General features: G+C 64.2%; 18 protein-coding genes and 1 pseudogene. 6 read left to right on the plus strand and 13 right to left on the minus strand.

Annotation, left to right across the window (positions count from 1 at the left end):
- Positions 1-3 precede the first annotated feature (3 nt).
- Positions 4-1,770: a biosynthetic-type acetolactate synthase large subunit gene (gene ilvB / locus HU218_RS00305; RefSeq protein WP_174872921.1), complete on the minus strand. Its 1,767-nt coding sequence runs from the start codon at positions 1,768-1,770 to the stop codon at positions 4-6.
- Positions 1,771-1,987: 217 nt separating this feature from the next.
- On the opposite strand from ilvB, the gene HU218_RS00310 reads away from it, so the two are divergent.
- On the plus strand, positions 1,988-2,500 hold the full coding sequence (locus HU218_RS00310; protein ID WP_174872922.1) for an RDD family protein: 513 nt from the start codon (positions 1,988-1,990) through the stop codon (positions 2,498-2,500).
- Between the two features lie 66 nt (positions 2,501-2,566).
- Here HU218_RS00310 and HU218_RS00315 read toward each other — a convergent pair whose 3' ends face one another.
- The 4 genes from HU218_RS00315 to HU218_RS00330 all read right to left on the minus strand — a co-directional run bounded on the left by HU218_RS00315 (position 2,567) and on the right by HU218_RS00330 (position 6,319).
- Positions 2,567-3,187 carry a lytic transglycosylase domain-containing protein gene (locus tag HU218_RS00315; protein ID WP_174872923.1) on the minus strand — a complete coding sequence of 207 codons (621 nt, stop codon included), beginning with the start codon at positions 3,185-3,187 and terminating at the stop codon, positions 2,567-2,569.
- A 9-nt stretch (positions 3,188-3,196) separates the two neighbouring features.
- The gene (locus HU218_RS00320; RefSeq protein WP_174872924.1) at positions 3,197-4,906 is read right to left on the minus strand and encodes a proline--tRNA ligase; all 1,710 of its coding nucleotides are present in this window, start codon (positions 4,904-4,906) and stop codon (positions 3,197-3,199) included.
- A gap of 86 nt (positions 4,907-4,992) precedes the next feature.
- A complete protein-coding gene (locus HU218_RS00325) occupies positions 4,993-5,598 on the minus strand; it encodes a flavin reductase family protein (RefSeq protein WP_174872925.1) in 606 nt (201 codons plus the stop codon).
- A gap of 79 nt (positions 5,599-5,677) precedes the next feature.
- A complete protein-coding gene (locus HU218_RS00330; RefSeq protein ID WP_174872926.1) occupies positions 5,678-6,319 on the minus strand; it encodes a substrate-binding periplasmic protein in 642 nt (213 codons plus the stop codon).
- Positions 6,320-6,666: 347 nt separating this feature from the next.
- Between HU218_RS00330 and kup the strand changes: the two genes are divergently transcribed.
- Entirely contained in the window at positions 6,667-8,535 is a 1,869-nt protein-coding gene (kup, locus tag HU218_RS00335; RefSeq protein WP_174872927.1) for a low affinity potassium transporter Kup, read from the plus strand.
- 97 nt (positions 8,536-8,632) lie between these two features.
- Here the strand turns inward: kup and ampD are convergent, their stop codons facing one another.
- Complete coding sequence (gene ampD / locus HU218_RS17145; RefSeq protein WP_425509237.1) at positions 8,633-9,187, minus strand: 1,6-anhydro-N-acetylmuramyl-L-alanine amidase AmpD; 555 nt, start codon at positions 9,185-9,187, stop codon at positions 8,633-8,635.
- 93 nt (positions 9,188-9,280) lie between these two features.
- Positions 9,281-9,664 (minus strand): annotated as a pseudogene (locus HU218_RS17150) (hypothetical protein); the annotation flags it as partial.
- Positions 9,665-9,813: 149 nt separating this feature from the next.
- Here HU218_RS17150 and HU218_RS00345 point away from each other — a divergent pair.
- Entirely contained in the window at positions 9,814-10,344 is a 531-nt protein-coding gene (locus HU218_RS00345) for a hemerythrin domain-containing protein (RefSeq protein WP_174872929.1), read from the plus strand.
- 411 nt (positions 10,345-10,755) lie between these two features.
- Positions 10,756-11,307 carry a hypothetical protein gene (locus HU218_RS00350; RefSeq protein ID WP_174872930.1) on the plus strand — a complete coding sequence of 184 codons (552 nt, stop codon included), beginning with the start codon at positions 10,756-10,758 and terminating at the stop codon, positions 11,305-11,307.
- Between the two features lie 63 nt (positions 11,308-11,370).
- Here the strand turns inward: HU218_RS00350 and tal are convergent, their stop codons facing one another.
- The 4 genes from tal to phoB form a co-directional block, all read right to left on the minus strand.
- The gene (gene tal, locus HU218_RS00355) at positions 11,371-12,432 is read right to left on the minus strand and encodes a transaldolase (RefSeq protein ID WP_174872931.1); all 1,062 of its coding nucleotides are present in this window, start codon (positions 12,430-12,432) and stop codon (positions 11,371-11,373) included.
- 100 nt (positions 12,433-12,532) lie between these two features.
- The gene (locus tag HU218_RS00360) at positions 12,533-12,844 is read right to left on the minus strand and encodes a Dabb family protein (RefSeq protein WP_174872932.1); all 312 of its coding nucleotides are present in this window, start codon (positions 12,842-12,844) and stop codon (positions 12,533-12,535) included.
- Positions 12,845-12,907: 63 nt separating this feature from the next.
- Complete coding sequence (gene phoR, locus HU218_RS00365; protein WP_174872933.1) at positions 12,908-14,206, minus strand: phosphate regulon sensor histidine kinase PhoR; 1,299 nt, start codon at positions 14,204-14,206, stop codon at positions 12,908-12,910.
- A 3-nt stretch (positions 14,207-14,209) separates the two neighbouring features.
- Positions 14,210-14,899 carry a phosphate regulon transcriptional regulator PhoB gene (gene phoB / locus HU218_RS00370; protein ID WP_174872934.1) on the minus strand — a complete coding sequence of 230 codons (690 nt, stop codon included), beginning with the start codon at positions 14,897-14,899 and terminating at the stop codon, positions 14,210-14,212.
- 427 nt (positions 14,900-15,326) lie between these two features.
- On the opposite strand from phoB, the gene HU218_RS00375 reads away from it, so the two are divergent.
- A complete protein-coding gene (locus tag HU218_RS00375; protein ID WP_174872935.1) occupies positions 15,327-15,770 on the plus strand; it encodes an Lrp/AsnC family transcriptional regulator in 444 nt (147 codons plus the stop codon).
- Positions 15,771-16,112: 342 nt separating this feature from the next.
- Here the strand turns inward: HU218_RS00375 and gap are convergent, their stop codons facing one another.
- Positions 16,113-17,123, minus strand: a complete 1,011-nt coding sequence (gap, locus tag HU218_RS00380; protein ID WP_174872936.1) for a type I glyceraldehyde-3-phosphate dehydrogenase — start codon at positions 17,121-17,123, stop codon at positions 16,113-16,115.
- Positions 17,124-17,429: 306 nt separating this feature from the next.
- A complete protein-coding gene (yedA, locus tag HU218_RS00385) occupies positions 17,430-18,299 on the minus strand; it encodes a drug/metabolite exporter YedA (protein ID WP_174872937.1) in 870 nt (289 codons plus the stop codon).
- A 178-nt stretch (positions 18,300-18,477) separates the two neighbouring features.
- On the opposite strand from yedA, the gene HU218_RS00390 reads away from it, so the two are divergent.
- Positions 18,478-21,348, plus strand: coding sequence for a sensor domain-containing protein (locus HU218_RS00390; protein WP_174872938.1), 2,871 nt, complete (start codon positions 18,478-18,480; stop codon positions 21,346-21,348).
- Positions 21,349-21,381 lie beyond the last annotated feature (33 nt).

Below are 21,381 nucleotides of genomic sequence, written 5' to 3' on the forward strand. Positions count from 1 at the left end.
GCCTCAGCACATGTTGCCGTAGTCACGGTTGTTCTCGAACGGAGCAATCTGCAGCTCGCGCATGTGCGGCGGCAAGTCCATCTGGTCCAGCCCCTTGCCGTTCTGGATCATCGGGAACACGTTCTCGGACTGATCGGTACGGAAGTCCAGGAACACCAGACGCTCTTTCAGTGCCGGACTGAAGGTTTCGCGCAACACCGGCTCGACGTCGGCCGGGTTTTCCACCTTGAAACCGACATGACCGTAGGCTTCGGCGATCTTCACGAAGTCCGGCAGCGCGTCCATATAGGACTCGGAGTAACGAGTGCCGTAGAAGAACTCCTGCCACTGGCGAACCATACCCAGATAGCGGTTGTTCAGCGCAATCACCTTCACCGGGGTGTGGTACTGCTTGGCCGTCGACAACTCCTGGATGTTCATCTGGATGGAGCCTTCGCCGGTAATACAGGCGACTTGCGCATCCGGATTGGCCAATTGTGCGCCGATGGCGGCCGGCAGACCGAAGCCCATGGTGCCGAGGCCGCCGGAGTTCAGCCACTGCTTCGGACGCTTGAACGGGTAGTATTGCGCCGCCCACATCTGGTGCTGGCCCACGTCGGAGGTGATGATGGCATCGCCGCCGGTAATCTCGTACAGCTTCTGCACCACGTATTGCGGCTTGATCAGCTCGGTGGACGGGGTGTACAGCAGGCTGTTATAGCTGCGCCATTCCTCGATCTGCTTCCACCAGTTGTTCAGGTGCTGCTCGTTGGTTTTCAGACCGGTCTGCTTGAACAGGTCGATCATGTCGCGCAGCACGTGCTTTACGTCGCCGACGATGGGTACATCCACCTTCACGCGCTTGGCGATGGAAGACGGGTCCACGTCGATGTGCACGATCTTCTTCGGCTGCGACAGGAAGTGCGACGGAATGCTGATCACACGATCGTCGAAGCGCGCGCCCACGGCGATCAGCACATCGCAGTACTGCATCGCCATATTGGCTTCGTAAGTACCGTGCATGCCCAGCATGCCGAGGAACTGCTGATCCTGCCCCGGATAGGCGCCCAGACCCATCAGGGTGTTGGTACACGGCACGCCCAGCATTTTCACCAGCTCGGTGACTTCGGCCGCGGCATCGCCCTGCACCGCACCACCGCCGACATAGATGTACGGGCGCTTGGCTTCGGCCAGCAGGTTGACGGCTTTCTTGATCTGGCCCGGATGGCCGCGGGTCACCGGCACGTAGGAGCGGATGCTCACGCTTTCCGGATAGTGGAATTCGGCCTTGGCCTGGGTCACATCCTTGGGCACATCCACCACCACCGGACCGGGGCGACCGGTCTTGGCGATGTAGAACGCCTTCTTGATGGTGGCGGCCAGCTCGTTGATGTCTTTCACCAGGAAGTTGTGCTTCACGCACGGGCGGGTGATCCCCACCATGTCCACTTCCTGGAACGCATCCAGACCGATGGCGGGTGTCGGCACCTGGCCGGAAATCACCACCATCGGAATCGAATCCATGTAAGCCGTCGCAATGCCGGTTACCGCATTGGTTGCACCCGGACCGGAAGTGACCAGCGCCACGCCGACCTTGTCGCTGGAACGCGAGTAGGCATCAGCAGCATGTACCGCGGCCTGCTCGTGGCGGACCAGTACGTGCTTGAATTCCTGCTGCCGGAAAATTGCGTCATAAATTTCGAGTACCGCGCCGCCGGGGTAGCCGAAAACAAATTCGACTCCTTCTTCCTGCAGGCTGCGAACTACGATCTCCGCGCCCGATATCTGCATCTTTGCCTCTTTATATTCAGGTTATTTTTGTCCCGTGATGAACGAACTTAGCTTAAGACCGAAAGGCCGGTCAAGCGCTTTTGTGCAGGTGCAAAAAAGCGGCAAAAACATGCAAAAACAGCCACTTTTACAGGGGTAGGCGGCGTATGCCCGCTTTGGTAACATGCTGTGTTGGCTGCGCCTGCGGCCAACCTTTTCCGACGGTGATTCTCCCCTCATGACATCTGCTTCCGCCCCGGGTTTTGGCCGCCGTTTTGCCAGCCTGTTCTACGAACTGCTATTACTGGCCGCCATCGTGTTTACCACTGCCGCGGTGTTCACCCCCTTGCTGGCATGGAGCAATCATGCCGCGGTAGTGGAATGGCTCTATCGTCTGGGAATGGCCGGCGTGTTGTTCGGTTATTTCGGCTACTGCTGGGTAAAAAGCGGGCAGACGCCGGCGATGAAGACCTGGCGCCTCAAGCTGGTGCTGCGTGATGGCAGCCGGCTGGGCTGGCAGCATGCCGCGGTGCGCTTCTGCGCCGCGCTGCTGCTGTTTGTCGGCGTGCCGGTCATTTCCTTCCTCGCCTGGCAACGCGCCTCCGGCGATACCCGTGTGTCGATGTGGATCGCGATGTGCTGGTGGCTGCTGCCGCTGCTGTGGCCGCTGACCGACCCGGATCGCCAGTACCTGCACGACCGGCTGGCCGGCACCCGGCTGATTACCCTGGCCAAGGGCGAACGCGCCTGATGCGGCCAACCCTGTCAGCCGCAGCATGAAAAAAGCCACCGGGACGGTGGCTTTTTTGTTTGCCGCTTACGGCACGGCGGCGACTTTGTCGCTGCCGGCAGGCAACCATTGCCAGTGCCGCTGCCAGGCACCCACCACCAGATTGGGATACTCCGCCTGCCCCAGGCTGCCGTTGTAGCGGCCCAGCGCGCGGAACAGGTTGCCGTTTTCCATATCGAGGTAGTGGCGCAGGATGGTGCAGCCGTAACGCAGATTGGTGGTGAGATCGAACAGGTTATGGTTGGCCGCACCGATGTTACGCACCCAGAACGGCATCACCTGCATCAGCCCGCGCGCGCCCACCGGCGAGATCGCGTACTTGTTGAAGCCGCTTTCCACCTGGATCAGCCCCAGTACCAGCTGCGGGTCCAGCCCGGCACGGGTGGCCTCGTACTGCACAGCAGTCAGCAAGCGTTCACGCATCCACTGATCCGGCAGCCGCGACTGCAACCGGCGCGACATCTCCGCCAGCCACAACGGCCCTTCGCGCGGGTTGTCGAACACCAGCCGCGGCGCATTGATGTCGGACACGCTGCGCGACATCGCCGAGGCGACGTTGGCCGCCAGCGCCTCTTCCCGCTGCGCACCGGCCCACGCTGGCGTTGCGGCCAACGTGGCAAGCAGCAGGAAAAGGCGCGGGGCGTTCATGACTGAGTTTTAGTCCAGTTTCGCCAGCAGATGGGACAGGATGTCGGCAGCCGCCACGGCGGTGGCTTCGCTGTCGCGACGGTGCTGGTATTCCACCTTGCCTTCTTTCAGGCCGCGGTCGCCGATGGTGACGCGATGCGGCGCACCGATCAGCTCCCAGTCGGCGAACATCGCGCCTGGGCGCTCGCCACGGTCGTCGATGATCACGTCCACGCCCTTCGCCTGCAGCTCGCCGTACAGCTGGTCGGCGGCAGCCTTTACCGCCTCGGAACGGTCGTAACCCACCGGGCAGATCACCACGTTGAACGGTGCGATGGCATCCGGCCAGATCATGCCTTTGTCGTCGAAGTTCTGCTCGATGGCGGCACCGAGGATACGGGTCACGCCGATACCGTAGCAGCCCATCTCGAAGTGTTTCGGCTTGCCGTCTTCGTCGAGGAAAGTAGCATCCATCGCCTTGGAGTACTTGGTACCCAGATAGAACACGTGACCTACCTCGATGCCGCGCTGGATCGCCAGCTCGCCCTTGCCGTCCGGCGAGGCATCGCCCACCACCACGTTGCGGATATCGGCCACTTCCGGCTCCACGCAGTCGCGCACGAAGTTGGCGCCGGTGTAGTGCTGGTCATCCTCGTTGGCACCGATCACGAAGTCGGCCATCTTGGCCACGGTACGGTCGGCGATGATGCGGCCGTTGAAGCCCACCGGACCCAGCGAGCCCGGATTGGCGCCGAAGGCGCGGTTGATCAGTGCCGGCGTGGCCATGGTCAGCGGCTTCTTGATGCCGGCGATCTTCTCGGCCTTCACCTCGTTCAGCTCGTGATCGCCACGCACCAGCATCAACACGGCGGTACCTTCTTCCTCGCCTTCCACCACCAACGCCTTCACGGTGTCCTTGATGTCGATGTTCAGGAAGGTCACCAGATCGGCAATGGTCTTCACCCCCGGGGTGTGCACCTTGGTCAGCGGCTGGCTGGCAGCCGGGCGCTCGCCGGCCGGTGCCACCGCTTCGGCCAACTCGATGTTGGCCGCATAGTCGGAAGTCGGGCAGTAGACGATGGCGTCTTCGCCGGTTTCGGCGATCACCTGGAATTCGTGCGAGCGGTCACCGCCGATGGCGCCGGTATCGGCCGCCACCGCGCGGTAAGTCAGGCCCAGGCGGTCGAAAATGCGGCAGTAGGCGGCGAACATATTGTCGTAGCTCTTGCCGGCATCCTCGGCACTGCGGTCGAAGGAGTAGGCATCCTTCATGGTGAACTCGCGGCCGCGCATCACGCCGAAGCGCGGACGGCGCTCGTCGCGGAACTTGGTCTGGATCTGGTAGAAGTTCTTCGGCAGCGCGCGGTAGCTGCGCAGCTCGTTGCGGGCGATGTCGGTGATCACTTCTTCGGACGTCGGCTGGATCACGAAATCGCGCTCGTGGCGATCCTTGAAGCGCAGCAGCTCGGCGCCCATGCCGTCGAAGCGGCCGGTTTCCTGCCACAACCCGGCCGGCTGCACCATCGGCATCACCAGCTCGATGGCGCCGGCGCGGTTCATTTCCTCGCGCACGATGTTTTCCACCTTGCGCAGCGAGCGCAGGCCCATCGGCATCCAGTTATAGACACCGGCGGCAACTTTGCGGATGAAGCCGGCACGCAGCATCAGCTTCTGGCTGACGATGTCGGCATCGGCGGGGGCTTCCTTCAGGGTGGAAATGAAAAACTGCGAGGCGCGCATGGCTGGTCCTTGAAATTTCTGCGAAACAGCCGCGATTGTAGCGGTTTGCCATGCCTGCGCGAAAGCATGGCACCCATACCGTGCTGTCAGCCGGGTCGCGGCATGTCGAAACGCTCGCGGGTGGCGCTGTAACCATCGCCGCCCAGCTTGCCAATGGCATCGAGCAGCTGGCTGTCCACCATACCATCGCGCAGCACCGCATCATCGACGCTAATGCCCAGCACATCCAGCAGCATCAAGGTGCCGCCCAGCGGCCCGCTGCCGATCTGCTGTATCTCGCGCAAGCGGCATTCGATGCGCGCCGGCGCGAGCGCCACCCCCGGAGCGGCCACCAGCCGGCTGGCGCAGGGGGCGATGCCGGCCGCGGCAAACTCGCTCTCGCCGTAGGGCAGAGCTGCGCAGCTGGCATTCATCGCAGCGGCCAGACCGTGGCTGACGATATTCACCACGCACTCGCCCGTGGCGCGCAGGTTGCGCAGCGTATCCTTGTCGTGGCCGTTACGCGGATTGACCTGACTCACCAGCAGCACCGGCGGCGCCAGGCTGGCGACGGTAAAAAAGGAATACGGCGCAAGGTTGGCCGCACCGTCCGGCCCGACGGTACTGATCCAGGCAATCGGCCGCGGCAGGACCAGCGAGGTCAGCAGCCGGTACAGCTGCTGGCTATCGAGTTGTTGACGGGTGAAATCCATGACAAGCGTGTCCTGATGATCCGGCGTATCCCGGCGTCGCCACCTTGCCGGTCGTGCGCCGAGCCGGCAAGCCCCCGGATCAAGAAGGCGCTTGATAGCAGTCGTGCATCGCCTGTTGCAGGCGGCTGGCGAAATCCGGCCCCTGCTGCTGCAGGAATCTGAGCGACAGATACAAGCCCAGCGGCTTGTCCTGCGCCAGCACCGAGCGCACCTGCTGCTGCACGCCGCGCGCGGCAATCAGCTCGTCCATTGCCAGGTTGGCCGCCAGCACCGCATCGGCACGACCGGCCAGCAGCACATCCAGCATCTGGTCGTGGCCGGGCGGACTGACACTGATCTGGTAACCATGATCTTGCAACCACTGATGCATATTGGAGCCGGCATAGGCACCGACACGGGCCCGCTGCACAAAGTCGGCGGCGTGCGGGTTAAACGGGCTGTCAATCCGCAGATACCAGCGCCACTGTTGCGGCGCGGCCGGCCCGAACCACTGCGCCAGGCTGTCGCGCTGCGCATTGCGCGAGGCCGGGAAATAGCCGTCGGCGGCGCCGGTTTCCACCAGCCGCTGCGCACGCGACCAGGAAATGAAGCGGATACTGGCCTGTTGTCCGCTACGCAACATGGCGCAACGCACCGCCTGCAGCGCGATGCCTTGCTGTTGACCATCCGCGCTCTGCATGGCGTAAGGTAGCTGCTGCTGGGTAAGCAGCAGCGCAGCCATGCTGTGGCCAGACAGCAGTAACAGCAAGCAAATGAAAACGCGCAGCGCCACCAACGACCCCCTGTAAGCAGACAGGCCGACAGCATACTCAAAACAGCTAAACAATGAACAATGTTTTATTGAAAAATATCAAAAAAGATCACAAAAACTGCAAGACAACCGCCACGCCGACAGGCGTGCCGTCATCTGTGGCAAACCATCTACTCCAATTGCATAAAACACCCTGATGCGGAAGGGCAGCGTGGCTGTTTCCCCGGTACAGGAGTACCCTGCGCGCTCACCTGTGGTCGTTTTGCAATGCAACATCGGCTTGCCGACCGACTCCCGACACCAAAAATACAAACATCATGCAGGCACACAACAAGCAAGCACTGGCCGGAATCACCCTGGCGGCCATGGGCGTGGTTTATGGCGACATCGGCACCAGCCCGCTCTACACCCTTAAAGAATGTTTCAGCCCCCACCTCGGTCTCGCCGTCAACGAGGCCAACGTACTGGGCATCCTGTCGCTGATCGTCTGGGGATTGATCCTGGTGGTCTCCCTCAAATACCTCAGCCTGGTGCTGCGCGCCGACAACCGCGGCGAAGGCGGCATCCTGACGCTGATGGCACTGGCGCGCCGCTATGTCATCGGCCCCAAGGCCTGGCTGCTGGGCCTGCTGGGGCTGATGGGCGGCGGCTTCTTCTATGGCGAGGTGGTGATTACCCCGGCCATCTCGGTACTGTCGGCAGTGGAAGGCCTGGAAGTGATCACCCCGGCATTCAAACCCTATGTACTGCCGATCGCCATCGCGGTGCTGGCCGGACTGTTCCTGATCCAGAAACATGGCACCGCCAGCGTCGGCAAGCTGTTCGGGCCGGTGATGATGCTGTGGTTCGCCTCGCTGGCGGCACTGGGCCTGCACGGCGTGGTGCATAACCCGGCGGTACTGGCCGCGCTCAACCCGCTGTGGGGCATCGACTTCATGCTGGAACACCGTGCCGTCGGTTTCCTGGCGCTGGGCTCGGTGGTGCTGGCGCTGACCGGCGCCGAGGCGCTGTACGCCGACATGGGCCACTTCGGCGCCAGGCCGATCCGCCTGGCCTGGTTCCTGTTCGTGCTGCCGGCACTACTGCTGAACTACTTTGGCCAGGGCGCGGAAATCCTTTCCAACGTCGAAGCGCGCGCCAACCCGTTCTTCCACCTGGCGCCGGACTGGGCGCTGCTGCCGCTGGTGGTGCTGTCCACCTTCGCCACCGTGATCGCCTCGCAGGCGGTGATTTCCGGCGTCTTCTCGCTCACCCGCCAGGCGGTGCAGCTGGGTTTCCTGCCGCGCATGGAGATCACCCACACCTCCGACCACGAGATCGGCCAGATCTACATCCCGCTGATCAACTGGGGCCTGCTGGTCGCGGTCATCGCGGTGGTGGTGATGTTCCAGAGCTCCAGCGCGCTGGCCGGCGCCTATGGCATCGCGGTGACCGGCACCATGGTGATCACCTCCATCCTGGTGTGCTCGGTAGCGCTGCGCGGCTGGCACTGGCCAGCCATGCTGGTGGCCCCGCTGCTGGTGGCACTGCTGATCATCGACGTACCGCTGTTTGCGGCCAACGTGGTGAAAATCCTGGCCGGCGGCTGGTTGCCGCTGACCATCGGCGTGGCGGCCTTCATCATGATGAGCACCTGGAAACAGGGCCGCAAACTGCTGATGCAGCGCCTGAACGAGATGGCCATTCCGCTGGAAGGCTTCATCGAGAACATGGAAACCTACTCGCCGGATCGGGTACAGGGCACCGCGGTGTTCCTCACCAGCACCACCAACGGCGTGCCGCATGCACTGCTGCACAACCTCAAGCACAACAAGGTGCTGCACGAGCGCGTGGTGCTGATGACCATCCGCAGCGAGGAAGTACCGTACGTCGAGCAGGCGCAACGCATCCAGATCGAGCGGCTGTCCAACAGCTTCTGGCGCGTGCTGGCCGCCTACGGCTTCAAGGAAACGCCGAACGTGCAGGAGATTCTCGACCTGTGCGAACAGCAGCAGCTGAGCTTCGAGCTGATGGACACTTCGTTCTTCCTGTCGCGTGAAACGCTGATCCAGACCGACCGCGAAGGGCTGGCACCGTGGCGCGAGAAGCTGTTCGTGTGGATGAGCCGCAACGCCTTGCGCGCCACCGACTTCTTCCAGATTCCATCCAACCGCGTGGTGGAAATGGGCGCCCAGGTCGAGCTGTAGCCGTCGGCACTGGCGACCAACGTTGGCCGCCACAACACACAAGGGCAAGCCATGCGGCTTGCCCTTGTCGTTTCCGCACCGGTCACTGCCCGCGGCGTCAATTCTCCGGCAGCGTGCGCCCCAGCGCCGCCGACAGCCGCGCCCAGTCGAAGTACGGCCCGGGGTCGGTCTTGCGTCCCGGGGCGATGTGCTCGTGGCCGGTAATCGCCTGCACCCCGCAGTCGTGCTGCAGCAACTGCGCCAGCGCCGTCAGCGTGCGGTACTGCGCATGCGTAAACGGCTCGAAATCGCAGCCTTCCAGCTCCACCCCCAGCGCGAAATCGTTGCAGCGCTCGCGACCGCGCCACTGCGACACGCCGGCATGCCAGGCGCGGCGGGTGGTCGGCACGAACTGCAGCAGGCGGCCATCGCGGCGGATAAAGAAATGGCTGGACACCCGCAGCCCGGCAATGCCGGCGTAGTACGGGTGCTCGTCCGGGTCCAGCGTGTTGCTGAACAGCTGCTGCACGCCGTCGCCACCGTACTGGTACGGCGGCAGGCTGATGTTGTGTACCACCAGCAGCGGCGTCGCCGCCGGCGGCGCGTACTCGTCGCAATTGGGCGACGGCAGCCACTCCGCCTCGTTCACCCAGCCGGAGTCATCCAGCGTCAGTTGCAGCGGGCTGTCATCGCGCTGCCAGCGCAGTCGCGTCAGCAGCAGGCCGTCCGGCGCGGCCAGCTCGCACTCACGGCGGAATCCGGCCTTGCGGTAACAGCGCAGCGCGGCATAGTTGCCGCTGGCGCTCATCACCGTCGCCGCGCGTTCGCCGGCCAGCAGTGCGGTCAGCAAGCGGCCGGCCCAGCCTTCGCCCAGCCGCGCCGGCGCCACCAGCGTGCGCACGATGTCCACCGTGCCGTCCTCGCTGCGCGCGGCCACCAGCAAGCCGCACAGCGTGCCGGCCTCGTCGTAGGCGGCCAGCACCGTGCGCGTGTCGCCGGCGATGGCGGCCGCGTCCGGCCACAGCCGCGGCAGCGGATAGCCATCCAGCCACGCCACTTCCAGCGCATGGGCGGCATCGTGCAGCGCCAGCGCGGCGGCAAGGTTGGCCGCATCGCGCGGCAGCGGGCACACCTTAAAAGGAACGGTCATTACGGCATTCCGTCATGCGGGAAAACGCGCACTTTACCGCAAGCGGCCGGCAGGCGGCAGAGGCGTGTCTGCCTGAAAATTGAGCAGCATCATAGGCAGCGGCCGCCGGCGGCGCGATACTGCGGCCAACCTTTCTGCCGGAGACTGTCATGCTCAAGCTCGATTCGCTGTCCGCTGCCGCCCCGTCGTTCGATGCCCCGCTGGAGATGCTCAACGCCTGCCACGACAAGGTGCGGCTGTTCTGCCAGCAACTGGATGCGCTGCCGGCTTACATCACGGCCAACGGCAATACCGCGGCGGTCGGCAACACCATCGCCGGCATCGTGGGCTATTTCGAGGTCGCCGGCCCGGCGCACCACCAGGATGAGGAAGACGAGCTGTTCCCGCTGATTCTGGCGCGGCAGCCGGATGCCGCGCCCAAGATCGAACAGCTGCTGGGCGAGCACGGCTACCTGCACGCGCGCTGGAACGCCATCCGCGACGACCTCAACGCCTATGCCGCCGGCACGCTGGCGGCGCTCGACGCCGGCGAGATTCACGAATTCACCCGCCTGTACCGCGAGCATGCCGCGCGCGAGGAAGCCTGGCTGTTCCCTACCGCCGAGGCCTTGATCAGCGGCGACGAACTGCACGCCGCCGGGCAGCGCATGGCGATACGGCGCGGGCAGAAGCCGCGCTGAACGCGGCAGCACGCCACCGCCATGTAGCCACTCTGTATCAGAAACGGCATTGCTGTTAACGGATATGAAGCCCGCCGGATTCACGGCGGGCTTTTGCTACCATGCCCGCCGGAATGACTGCCATATCGGGAAAGAAGCATGAAAAAGCTGTTTGGCTGCGCTGTCGCCGCAGCCTTGCTGTTAGCGCTGGGAGGCTGCTGCGCCCCCGGTTGGTGTGGCCCGTGGGATGGTGGCGGCCCCCACGGCGGCGGCGGTGGTGGCGGGCACGGTGGCGGCGGCCCCGGCGGCTGGCGCTAGCCGCTAGATAAGCGGGTCAGGCAACATAGCCCGGCCCGTTTTACATTTGCAATTTGCCGGCATGCCGCGGCTTTGCCATGCTGAAAAGCGTAGCCATCCCACCGGTACGCCGCCATGTTACGCCTTGCGCCACTGGCCTTACTGCTGGCCAGCCTTGCGGCCCGGGCAGGGCCGCTGCCCGGCGAAATCCTGCAGCAGACCCTGCCGCCCGGTTACCGTCTCGACTACCAGCTGCAGCAGGACCAGCTGCAGATGAGCAGCATGGTGCCGGATGGCCAGTCGGCCCGGCACTGGGACGAGATGATCACCACCCAGATCTTCCGTGGCCTGAAAGTCACCACGCCACAGGCGTTCCGCGACGTGGTGGTGCGGCAGTGGCGCTTCTCCTGCCCCGGCAGCGATTACGACGTGGTGGCCGACGGCAAGGAAAACGGCTACCCGTACGCGCTGTGGTATCTGGCCTGCCCCAGCAATCCGGCCACCGGCAGACCGGAGCACACCTGGTTCAAGAGCATCCAGGGCCACGACAGCTTCTACGTGATCCAGAAAGCCTTCAAGTTCGCGCCGGGCAAGGCGCAGCTGCTGCCGTGGCTGCAATACCTGCGCAGCGTGCAGCTGTGCGACAGCCGCCTCCCGGCCAGCCGCTGTCCGCCGGACCCGCACTAGGCGCGGGCCCGGCGCCAGCAAAAAGGCTCCCCGCGGGGAGCCTTTGATTGTCTGCCGCGACGTTCAGGCGGTGAGCTGAAGCAGCTCGGCAAACGCCTTTTCGAACAGCACCAGCCCGTCCTGCTGCAACTGCTCGCCGATGGCGTCGAAATCGACCCCGGCGGCCTGCGCTGCGGCCAACGTTGCGGCGGCCAGTTCAGGCTCCTGCGTCAGCGTGGCGGCGGCATGGCCGTGGTCGCGGAACAGCGCCAGCGTGGCATCCGGCACGGTGTTGACGGTTTCCTCGCCGATCAGGCTTTCCACGTACAGCACGTCGGAGTAGGCCTTGTTCTTGGTGCCGGTGGACGCCCACAGCAGGAACTGCGGCCGCGCGCCGGCGGCTTTCAGCGCGGCGAACTCCGCACCGTGGAAGCGTGCCAGGTAGCGCTGGTAGGCCACGCGCGACAGCGCCACCGCCACCTTGCCCTGCAGTTCGGCCGGCAGCGTCGGGTCCAGCAGGCTGTCAACGCGCGACAGGAAGAAGCTGGCCACCGCCTTGATGTGCCCCAGCGGCAGACCGGCGGCATGGCGCGCGGCGAGGCCGGCGATGTAGGCATCCCACACCGCTTCCACCTGTTTGAGCGAGAACAGCAGGGTGATGTTGACGTTGATGCCTTCGGCGGTCAGCTGGCGGAAGGCGGCGATGCCTTCGGCGGTGGCCGGTACCTTGATCATCGCGTTCGGGCGGTCGATGGCGGCCCACAGCCGGCGGCCGGCGGCCAGGGTGCCGGCCTCGTCACGCGACAGTGCCGGCGACACTTCCAGCGACACATAGCCATCGTCGCCATTGGTCGCGTGGTACTGCGCCAGGTTCAGGTCACAGGCAGCCTGGATGTCGGCGATCACCAGCGTTTCGTAGCGCTGCTCGGCGCTCAGCGCCGGATCGGTTTTCAGTGCCGCCAACTCGTCGCGGTAGCGCGGGTCGGTGCTGATCGCCTTGTGGAAGATGGCCGGATTGGAAGTCACGCCGGCGATGCCGTCATCAGCCAGCAGGCGGGCGAGCTCGCCGGAGGCCAGCAGTTCACGGGACAGGTTGTCCAGCCAGATGCGCTGGCCGAACGGGCGGATGGCTTGCAGTCGATTCATGTGTGCTACTCGGGCAAAGGCTGGAAACAGGGCGTGCATGACGCCGGAAAGTCTTGTCGGACAAGGCATCCTAACCCGATGCCACGCTGAAGCAAAGCCACTACACGGCCGGCGCCCCGTCGGCAAAATCGAACACCAGCGCCGCGGCCAGCAGCGGCTGCACCCGGGCGACGAACTGCTGGTGCGCCGGATGCAGCAGATAGGCATCGCGTGCCGCGGCATCGGCAAACTGCAGCAGCCAGCCGTGGCTGTAGCCCTGAGCCAGCCCTTCCGGACTGCAATCCGGGCCGTGGCGGAAATCGCGGACCATGCCGGTAGCCGGCACCAGGGCGGCAAAATCGGCTTCGACCGCGGCAATGGCGGCGGCGTCGACCCGGTCGTGAAAACGGAACAGCACGATGTGATGCAGCATGGTCTTCCTTTCGCATAAAAAAAGGTTGGCCGCGGCCAACCTTGTCGGGTTCCAGCTGGCGGTTCAGACCACCTGTTCCGGGCTGAACACCACGCTGAATTCGCTGCCCTTGTCCGGCTCGCTGCGCACTTCCAGCTTGCCATGATGGCGCATCAGCACATGCTTGACGATGGCGAGGCCGAGGCCGGTGCCGCCGTTGCTGCGCGAGCGGCCGCGATCGACACGGTAGAAGCGCTCGGTCAGCCGCGGCAGGTGTTCCGGCGGAATGCCGATACCGGTATCGGCCACCGCGAACGCCACCCGGCCGTCGTCCAGCTCGCGCCAGCGCAGGGTGATGCTGCCGCCTTCCGGCGTGTAGCGCACCGCGTTGGACACCAGGTTGCCGAACGCGGAGTGCAGCTCCTGCTGGTTACCCAGCAGATTGTGCATGCTGTCGCGCAGCAGCTCGATACGGTGCCGCCCCTGCGACAGGCCTTCGGCCTCCACCAGCAGCGTATCCAGCATCGCGCCCATGTCCACCGTGTCATGCGCGGCGGCCGGCGGGCTGTTCTCGATACGCGACAGCGTCAGCAGGTCTTCCACCAGGCTCTGCATGCGCCGCGACTGTTCCAGCATCATCGGCAGGAAATGCTGCAGCGTCGCCGCATCCACGTTTTCAATATCGGACAAGGTTTCCAGGAAACCGCCCACCACCGTCAGCGGGGTACGCAGCTCGTGCGACACGTTGGCGACGAAGTCGCGGTGCACGGTCTGCACCCGCTCCAGCTGGGTGATGTCGCGCGTCAGCAGCAGCTTGCGCTTGATGTCGAACGGCACCAGCTGGATCGACAACACCAGCTCCGGGCCGCTGCCGGCGCTCCGCAGGATCAGCGGCTGGCTGTAGCGCTGCTCGGCCATGTATTCGTGGAATTCCGGCTCGCGCACCAGGTTCAGGATCTGGCTGCCTACATCCTTGCGGCGATCCAGCCCCAGATGCGCCACCGCCATCGGGTTGATCCATTCGATGCGGTCGTATTCGTCCAGCACCACCACGCCATCCGGCATCGCCTCGCTGGCGTTGATGAAACGGTCCAGCACGATGGCCAGCCGGCGCTTGCTCTGCTTCTGCCGCCGTGCCTGGCGGTACAGCGCCATGAACACGGTATTCCACGGTCCGAAGCCATCCGGCACGCGGCGCGGCGCCGGGCGTTCCAGCCAGCGCAGCAACTGCGCCAGGTGATACAGATGAAAGCCCAGCCAGGTCACCAGCAGGCCCAGCAGCAAGGCCAGACCGACCAGTTCGCCCCACAGCAGTCCGCAGATCAGCGACACCACGGCGATGACGACCAGCGCCACCAGCCGTACAACGAGAAATTCGGCCAAAACTTACCCCTGTGCCGAGAAACGGTAACCGGTGCCACGCACGGTCTGGATCAGTGCATCGTGACCGGTGCCTTCCAGCGCGCTGCGCAGGCGGCGAATGTGCACGTCCACGGTGCGCTCTTCCACGAACACGTGGTCGCCCCACACCTGGTCCAGCAGCTGGGTACGCGAATGCACGCGCTCGGCGTGGGTCATGAAGAAATGCAGCAGGCGGAACTCGGTGGGGCCGAGGTCGATGGTGTCGCCGTTGCCCTGCACGCGGTGGGTGACCGGGTCCAGGCGCAGGCCTTTTACCTCCACCGCGTCGTCGGTCATCTGCGGCGCGCGGCGGCGCAGCACCGCCTTGATGCGTGCCAGCAGCTCGCGCGGCGAAAACGGCTTGGTGATGTAGTCATCGGCGCCGGCATCCAGCCCCTGCACCTTGTCCTGCTCGTCGGAGCGGGCGGTGAGCATGATGATGGGAATCTGGCGCGTGCGCTCGTCGGCACGCAGCTTGCGGGCGATTTCCACGCCGGAGGCCCCCGGCAGCATCCAGTCCAGCAGCACCAGATCCGGCAGTGCGTTCTTGACCAGCGTCAGCGCCACTTCCGCGGTGCTGGCGCGCAATACGTGGTGCCCGGCCTGAACCAGGTTGAAAGCAATCAGTTCCTGAATCGCCGGCTCGTCTTCGACAAGCAGAATATTGGCTGGCATGCGCGTAAATCCTCCCGGTAGCAATTATGGCAAGGATAGAAAGCAGCCGTTACAGAAATATGACACTTCACCTTATGACGCTGCGCTGCGTCATGCTGCCGTGCGGCCAGGCGGGCAAATCCGGGAAAAAAAAACGGCCTGTCCGGTAGGGGACAGGCCTGAAGAGGTCAGCTACCGGCGCCAGGCGCCAGCAACCATAAAGACCAGGGACAAAGAGATCACCAGAACAGTTCAAAGATGCCCGGGGACGCGGGCACCCTCACAACAGATCCAGAAGTCAAAGCAACCGGGCGCGGACCCTGCTGCTTCAACACGGGGCGAATTTTACGGAGGATAATCGCTCAGGTTAATAGTGAATCGAAGGTTTTTAGGCCCCTTCACTTTGTATACAATCTATTTTTGGCATCCAAGCTTTGGAATCGAAAACATGGACAAGTTCGACCGCAAAATCCTTGCTGCACTGCATGAAAACGGCCGTCTGAGCTTTGCGGAACTTGCCCGCCGGGTGAACCTTTCCGCGCCGGCAGTGGCGGATCGGGTAGAAAAACTGGAACGAAGCGGCGTGATTGGCGGTTATCGCGCAATCATCCACCCGGAGAAGCTGGGTTACCCGATCCAGTGCATGATCGAGCTGACGGTCAAGAACCTGGAATACTACGGCGTGGTGGAAATCCTGAAAGGCATGCCGGAGATCATCGCCTGCGACTCCATTGCCGGCAGCAGCGGGCTGATGATCCGCGTGGCGGTAGACAGCATGAGCACGCTGCAAGCGGTGATCGCGCGCCTGATGCAGTACGGCGACACCAAGACCTCGATGGTGATCGACCAGCCGGTGCCGCCACGCATGCCGGCGCTGCGCGATGACGACTAAGTAGCAGGCCGACTACAAGCTACCCGACATCGCCGCCGGCGGGTTGCCTGCCGGCTACACGATGACGGCCCGCATTGTGGCCGGCATCGGCAGCGCCAAGGTTGGCCGCAACGCCATGCGGCCAAGCTGTCTGCAGCGTTCATCACCGCCACTGACAGCACGCCGCATGAACCACATGCCACACCAGGCCGGCGGCAAAAAAAATGCCCGCCCTTGCGGGGCAGGCGAGCGGGTCAATGCACAAAGAAGCAACAGAAAACCAAAGAGCGAGGCAACCGTCTCCACACGGCTACCGGCATGAAAGCAGGCTGCCGGCCGCAACGGGCCGGCAGCGGCCAAAACTTACTTGGCGGCAGCCCAGGCCTGGGCGGTATCCAGCATGCGGTTGGAGAAGCCCCATTCGTTGTCGTACCACGACAGCACTTTCACCTGGCGGCCTTCGATCACGCGGGTCAGCGTGGCGTCGAACACGCTGGACGCCGGGTTATGCATGAAGTCGATGGACACCAGCGGCAGGGTGTTCACCGCCAGCACGCCCTTCAGCGCGCCATTGGCGGCGGCGGTCACAATCTCGTTCACCTCGGCCACGGTGGTGTCGCGGTTGGCGGTAAAGGTCAGATCCACCAGCGAGACGTTGGCGGTCGGCACGCGCACGGCGAAACCGTCCAGCTTGCCTTTCAGTTCCGGCAGCACCAGGCCGACGGCAGCGGCGGCACCGGTCTTGGTCGGGATCATCGACAGCGCGGCGGAACGGGCGCGGCGCAGGTCGCTGTGTTCGGTATCCAGCAGCACCTGGTCATTGGTATACGAGTGCACGGTGGTCATCAGGCCGTGGGCCACACCGATGGCGTCGTTCAGCGGCTTCACCAACGGCGACAGGCAGTTGGTGGTGCAGCTGGCGTTGGACACGATGGTCATGTCGCCGCGCAGGGTGTCGTGGTTCACGCCAAACACGATGGTGGCGTCGGCATCGTCGGCCGGCGCAGAGATCAGCACCTTCTTGGCACCGGCTTGCAGGTGCAAGCCGGCCTTGTCGCGCTTGGTGAAAATGCCGGTACATTCCAGCACGATGTCCACGCCCATCTCGCCCCACGGCAGTTCTGCCGGGTTGCGTACCGACAGCAACTGGATAACCTTGCCGTTGACCACCAGCTTGTCATCTTGCAGTTCCACGCTACCCGGGAACGGGCCGTGAATGGAGTCGTACTTGGTCAGATGCTGGTGCAGTTCCGGCTTGCCAAGATCATTAATGGCAACGATTTCAATACCCTTGTCGGCAAAACGTTCCTGCCAGGCGCGCAATACCATGCGGCCGATGCGGCCGTACCCGTTGATGGCCAGTTTCAGTGCCATGTCTCTCTCCTTTATGCGGGTGATTCCTGCGTGCCTGCTGCACGCTAGCGGTGCGACCATCGTTCTCCCATTCCGTCTTGTACTCAACGGTTTTCATGTCTGTAGTGTGCGCACTACCAACACTTTTCACCGTAGCAAAGTGCCATGCTGGTGCATGGTTAATTTGCTTCTTGCCTGGTATCGATACCAATCAGTTTGCCAGCACTGGTAATTGCGAAAAACTGGCCGCGCACGACCAAGGCTGGCCGCCGGCCGGAAAACAAAAAACCGCCCGGAAGGGCGGTTTTTGACGGGCGGCTGGCGTGGCTAGCGCGACTTCTTCAGCCCGATCAGCAGCACGCCGGCCAGGATGATGGTCATCGACAGGATTTCTGCCGTGCCGATGTGTTCGTCCAGCAGCCACACCCCGAGCAACACCGCGATCACCGGATTGACGTAGGCATAACTGGTGGCCGCGGCGGGACTGACGTGCTGCAGCAGGAACATATAGGCGGTGTAGGCGATCAGCGAGCCGAAGATGGCCAGATACAGCATCGCCAGCCAGCCGGCCAGCGGCGGCATGGCGGCCAGCTGTTCGCCGCTGGCGAGGCTGCCCAGCAGCAGTGCGATGCCGCCGGTCAGCATCATCATGGCGCTGGACATCAGCCCCTTGGGCTGGGTGAGATGCTTGCTCCACGCCGAACCCAGCGCCCAGCCGGCGGAAGCGAACAGCAGCGCGGCGGCGCCGGCGGGCGATGCCTGCAGATTGCTGCCCATGTTCAGCACCACGATGCCGGTGATGCCCAGCAGCACGCCGGCCAGATCCATGCGTCGCGGCTTGTGACCGAACAGGCGCGCAAACAGGATGGCAAACAGCGGCACGGTAGCCACCACCAGCGCCGCCACGCCGGACGACACCTCTTTTTGCGCCAGCGTCACAAAGCCGTTGCCGATGGCCGGCATCAGCACGCCGAGAATGGTGGCGCCTTTCAGCTCCGCCAGCGTCGGGTTGGCCGCGCCGCGCCAGCGTAGGTAGCCGTACATCAACAGCCCGGCGAGCACGAAGCGCACGCCGGCCATCAGGAACGGTGGCCAGGACTCCACCCCGATGCGGATGGCGAAATAGGTCGAGCCCCAGATCAGGTACAGGGACAGGAAGGCGGCGACGAGCTTGAACTGATGGCGGCTGAGAGTCATGACGGGAATACCGGAGCAAGACCAGCACAATGCCGCCGGCGTTGGCCGCGCACAAGGGGTAAATGCAGAAAACGCTGTTCTGGCGCCGACCATACCCATGCCGGCAGCGTGGCAAATATCGGTCAGGCTTCCTATGCTGGAATCGCCTCCGGTCATCCGGCTATTCCAGAGTATTGCCATGCCCGATTCCACACCGTCACCCTACGCGGATGCCCGCTGGCTGCATTCCTTGCTGCAGCACCTGCCCGACCCGGTATGGCTGAAAGACCCGGACGGTGTCTACCTGTATTGCAATCTTGCCTTCGAGCAGCTGTACGGTGCCGCGGCCAGCGCCATCATCGGCCGCCGTGATAGCGACTTTGTCGATGCCGAGCAGGCGGATTTCTTCCGCGCCCGCGATCTGCTGGTGATCCACCAGAAAGCCACGCTCAGCAACGAGGAATGGGTGACCTTCGCCCACGATGGCCGCCGCGCGCTGCTGCATACCATCAAGACGCCGCTGTACGCCGGCAGCGCGCTGGTGGGCGTGCTGGGCATCGCCCGCGACATCACCCGCCTGCAGCAGGTTACCGAGCGGCTGGCGGCGCAGGAGCGCACGCTGCGCTATGTAATGGAGGCCACCGGCGAGGGGATGTGGGACTGGGACACGCGCAGCGGCATGCTGCGCCACAACGCTCGCTGGAGCGAGATCACCGGCGTGGCCGAGGATCAGGAGCAGCATCCGCTGGCCGATTTCGTGGCACGGGTACACGAGGACGACCGCCAGAGCATCACCGAGCTGATCGAAAACTGCCTGCACGGCGTCGCGCCCTACCACAGCGAATACCGCATCTATCACCGTGACGGCAGCATCGTCTGGGTACAGGATCGCGGCATCGTGGTGGAGCGCGACGAGCACGGCCATCCTACCCGCATGGTGGGCAGTATCAGCGACATCACCACCCGCAAGCAGGCGGAGCAGGCGCTGCGCGCCAGCGAGGCGCGCTTTCGCGCCATCTTCGAGAATGTCGACGCGCTGGCGATCCAGGGCTACTCCCCGGACGGCACCGTGCTGTACTGGAACCGTGCCTCCACCTTGCTGTACGGCTATCGCCCGGAGGAAGCCATCGGCCGCTCGCTGTACCAGCTGATCATCCCGCCGCCGGCGCGCGAGGCGGTGCGGCAGGAGGTGGCCTGGATGTTCTCCCGGCAGCAGGGCGCGCCGGCCGCCCACCTGCAGCTGCAGCACAAGGACGGCCACCTGGTGGACGTGCATTCCAGCCATACCGTGGGGAATACCGGCGACCAGCTGATGCTGTTCTGCCTGGACATCGACCTGGGCGCGCAGATGCGGGCGGAAAGCGCGCGCCAGGAAAGCGAACAGCGTTACCGTGCGCTGTTTGCCGCCTCGGCCGATGGCGTGCTGGTGGTGTGCGGCCAACATATCGTCGATGCCAACCCCGCCGCCGCGCGGCTGTTCGGTTGCGAGATCAAAGATCTGGTCGGCTTGTCGCCGTACAACCTGCTGCTAAGACACCCGTCGGACAGCATCGAATCCAGCACGATGGAACAGCTCTACCTGCAGCAGCACCAGCACCTGCTGCAATCGGAATGGCGCTGCCGCCGGCTGGACGGCAGCCAGTTCGATGCCGACCTGCAGCTTACCGCCGTGGAATTGGGCGGCATTAACCATGTGCTGATGTCCTGCCGCGACGTCACCCAGAAAAAGAAGGATTCGCTGCTGATCTGGCAGCAGGCCAACTTCGACAAACTCACCGGACTCCCCAATCGTCACATGCTGCAAAGCCGGCTGGAGCAGGAAATTGCCCGCTGCCAGCGCGATGGCCTGCAGCTGGCGCTGCTGCTGCTGGACCTGGACCACTTCAAGGAAGTGAACGACACCCTGGGACATCGCGCCGGCGACGAGTTGCTGCAGTTGGCCGCACAGCGGCTGCAGGCCAGCGTGCGCCACATCGACACCGTGGCGCGGCTGGGCGGCGACGAATTCACGGTCATCATCAGCACGCTGGATAACCCGCAGCAGGCGGACGAACTGGTGGAGCGCATACTGCAGACGCTGAGCGCGCCCTATCACCTGGGCGACGATATCGCCTACCTGTCGGCCAGCATCGGCATCACCATCTGCCCGGACGACAGCAGCGATCTGGAAACCCTGCTGAAAAATGCCGACCAGGCGATGTATGCGGCCAAGGAGCAGGGCCGCAACCGCAGTTGCTTCTTTACCCCGGCGATGCAGCAGGCCGCCCAGATCCGGGTGCGACTGGGCAAGGATCTGCGCCAGGCACTGGCCAGCGGACAGTTCCAGCTGCACTACCAGCCGATACTGGCGCTGGGCAGCGGCCGCATCAGCGGCGCCGAGGTGCTGTTGCGCTGGCAGCATCCGCAGCGCGGCTGGGTCAGCCCGGCCGAATTCATCCCGCTGGCGGAGGATTCCGGCCTGATCATGGAGCTGGGCAGCTGGGTATTTGCCGAGGCCTGCCGCCAGCTGCACGCATGGCGCCAGCTGCAGCCGCAGCTGCGCATCAGCGTCAATGTGTCGCCGGTACAGTTCTTTGCCGACAACTCCAATCTGCTGCAGTGGCCAGCCATGCTGGCCGAACACGGCCTGCCCGGCGACAGCGTGATCCTGGAAATCACCGAGCGGCTGCTGCTGGACAACCGCGACCAGGTCCGCACCCAGCTGCAGGCGCTGCGCGAGTGCGGCATCCGCGTGTCGCTGGACGACTTCGGCACCGGCTATTCCTCGCTGTCCTACCTGAAGAAATTCGCCATCGACTACCTGAAGATCGACAAGTCCTTCGTGCATCAGCTGGAGGCAGACGACAACGACCGCGCCTTGTGCGAGGCCATCATCGCCATGGCCCACCGGCTGGGCCTGCGGGTCGTGGCCGAAGGAATCGAGCAGCCCGCCCACCGCGACTGGCTGTGCCAGGCAGGCTGCGACTTCGGCCAGGGCTTTCTGTTTTCCCAAGCGTTACCGGCAGACGCTTTCGGCCAACTATTGCATCGCGAAAGCCTGGCGCCACCCTGCCAGCCGCCACGCGCCTGACGCCCCTCCCACACGCTCGCACAGCACTCTTTG

The organism is Vogesella oryzae (assembly GCF_902829295.1).
In the GTDB taxonomy this organism is placed as follows: Bacteria; Pseudomonadota; Gammaproteobacteria; order Burkholderiales; family Chromobacteriaceae; genus Vogesella; species Vogesella oryzae.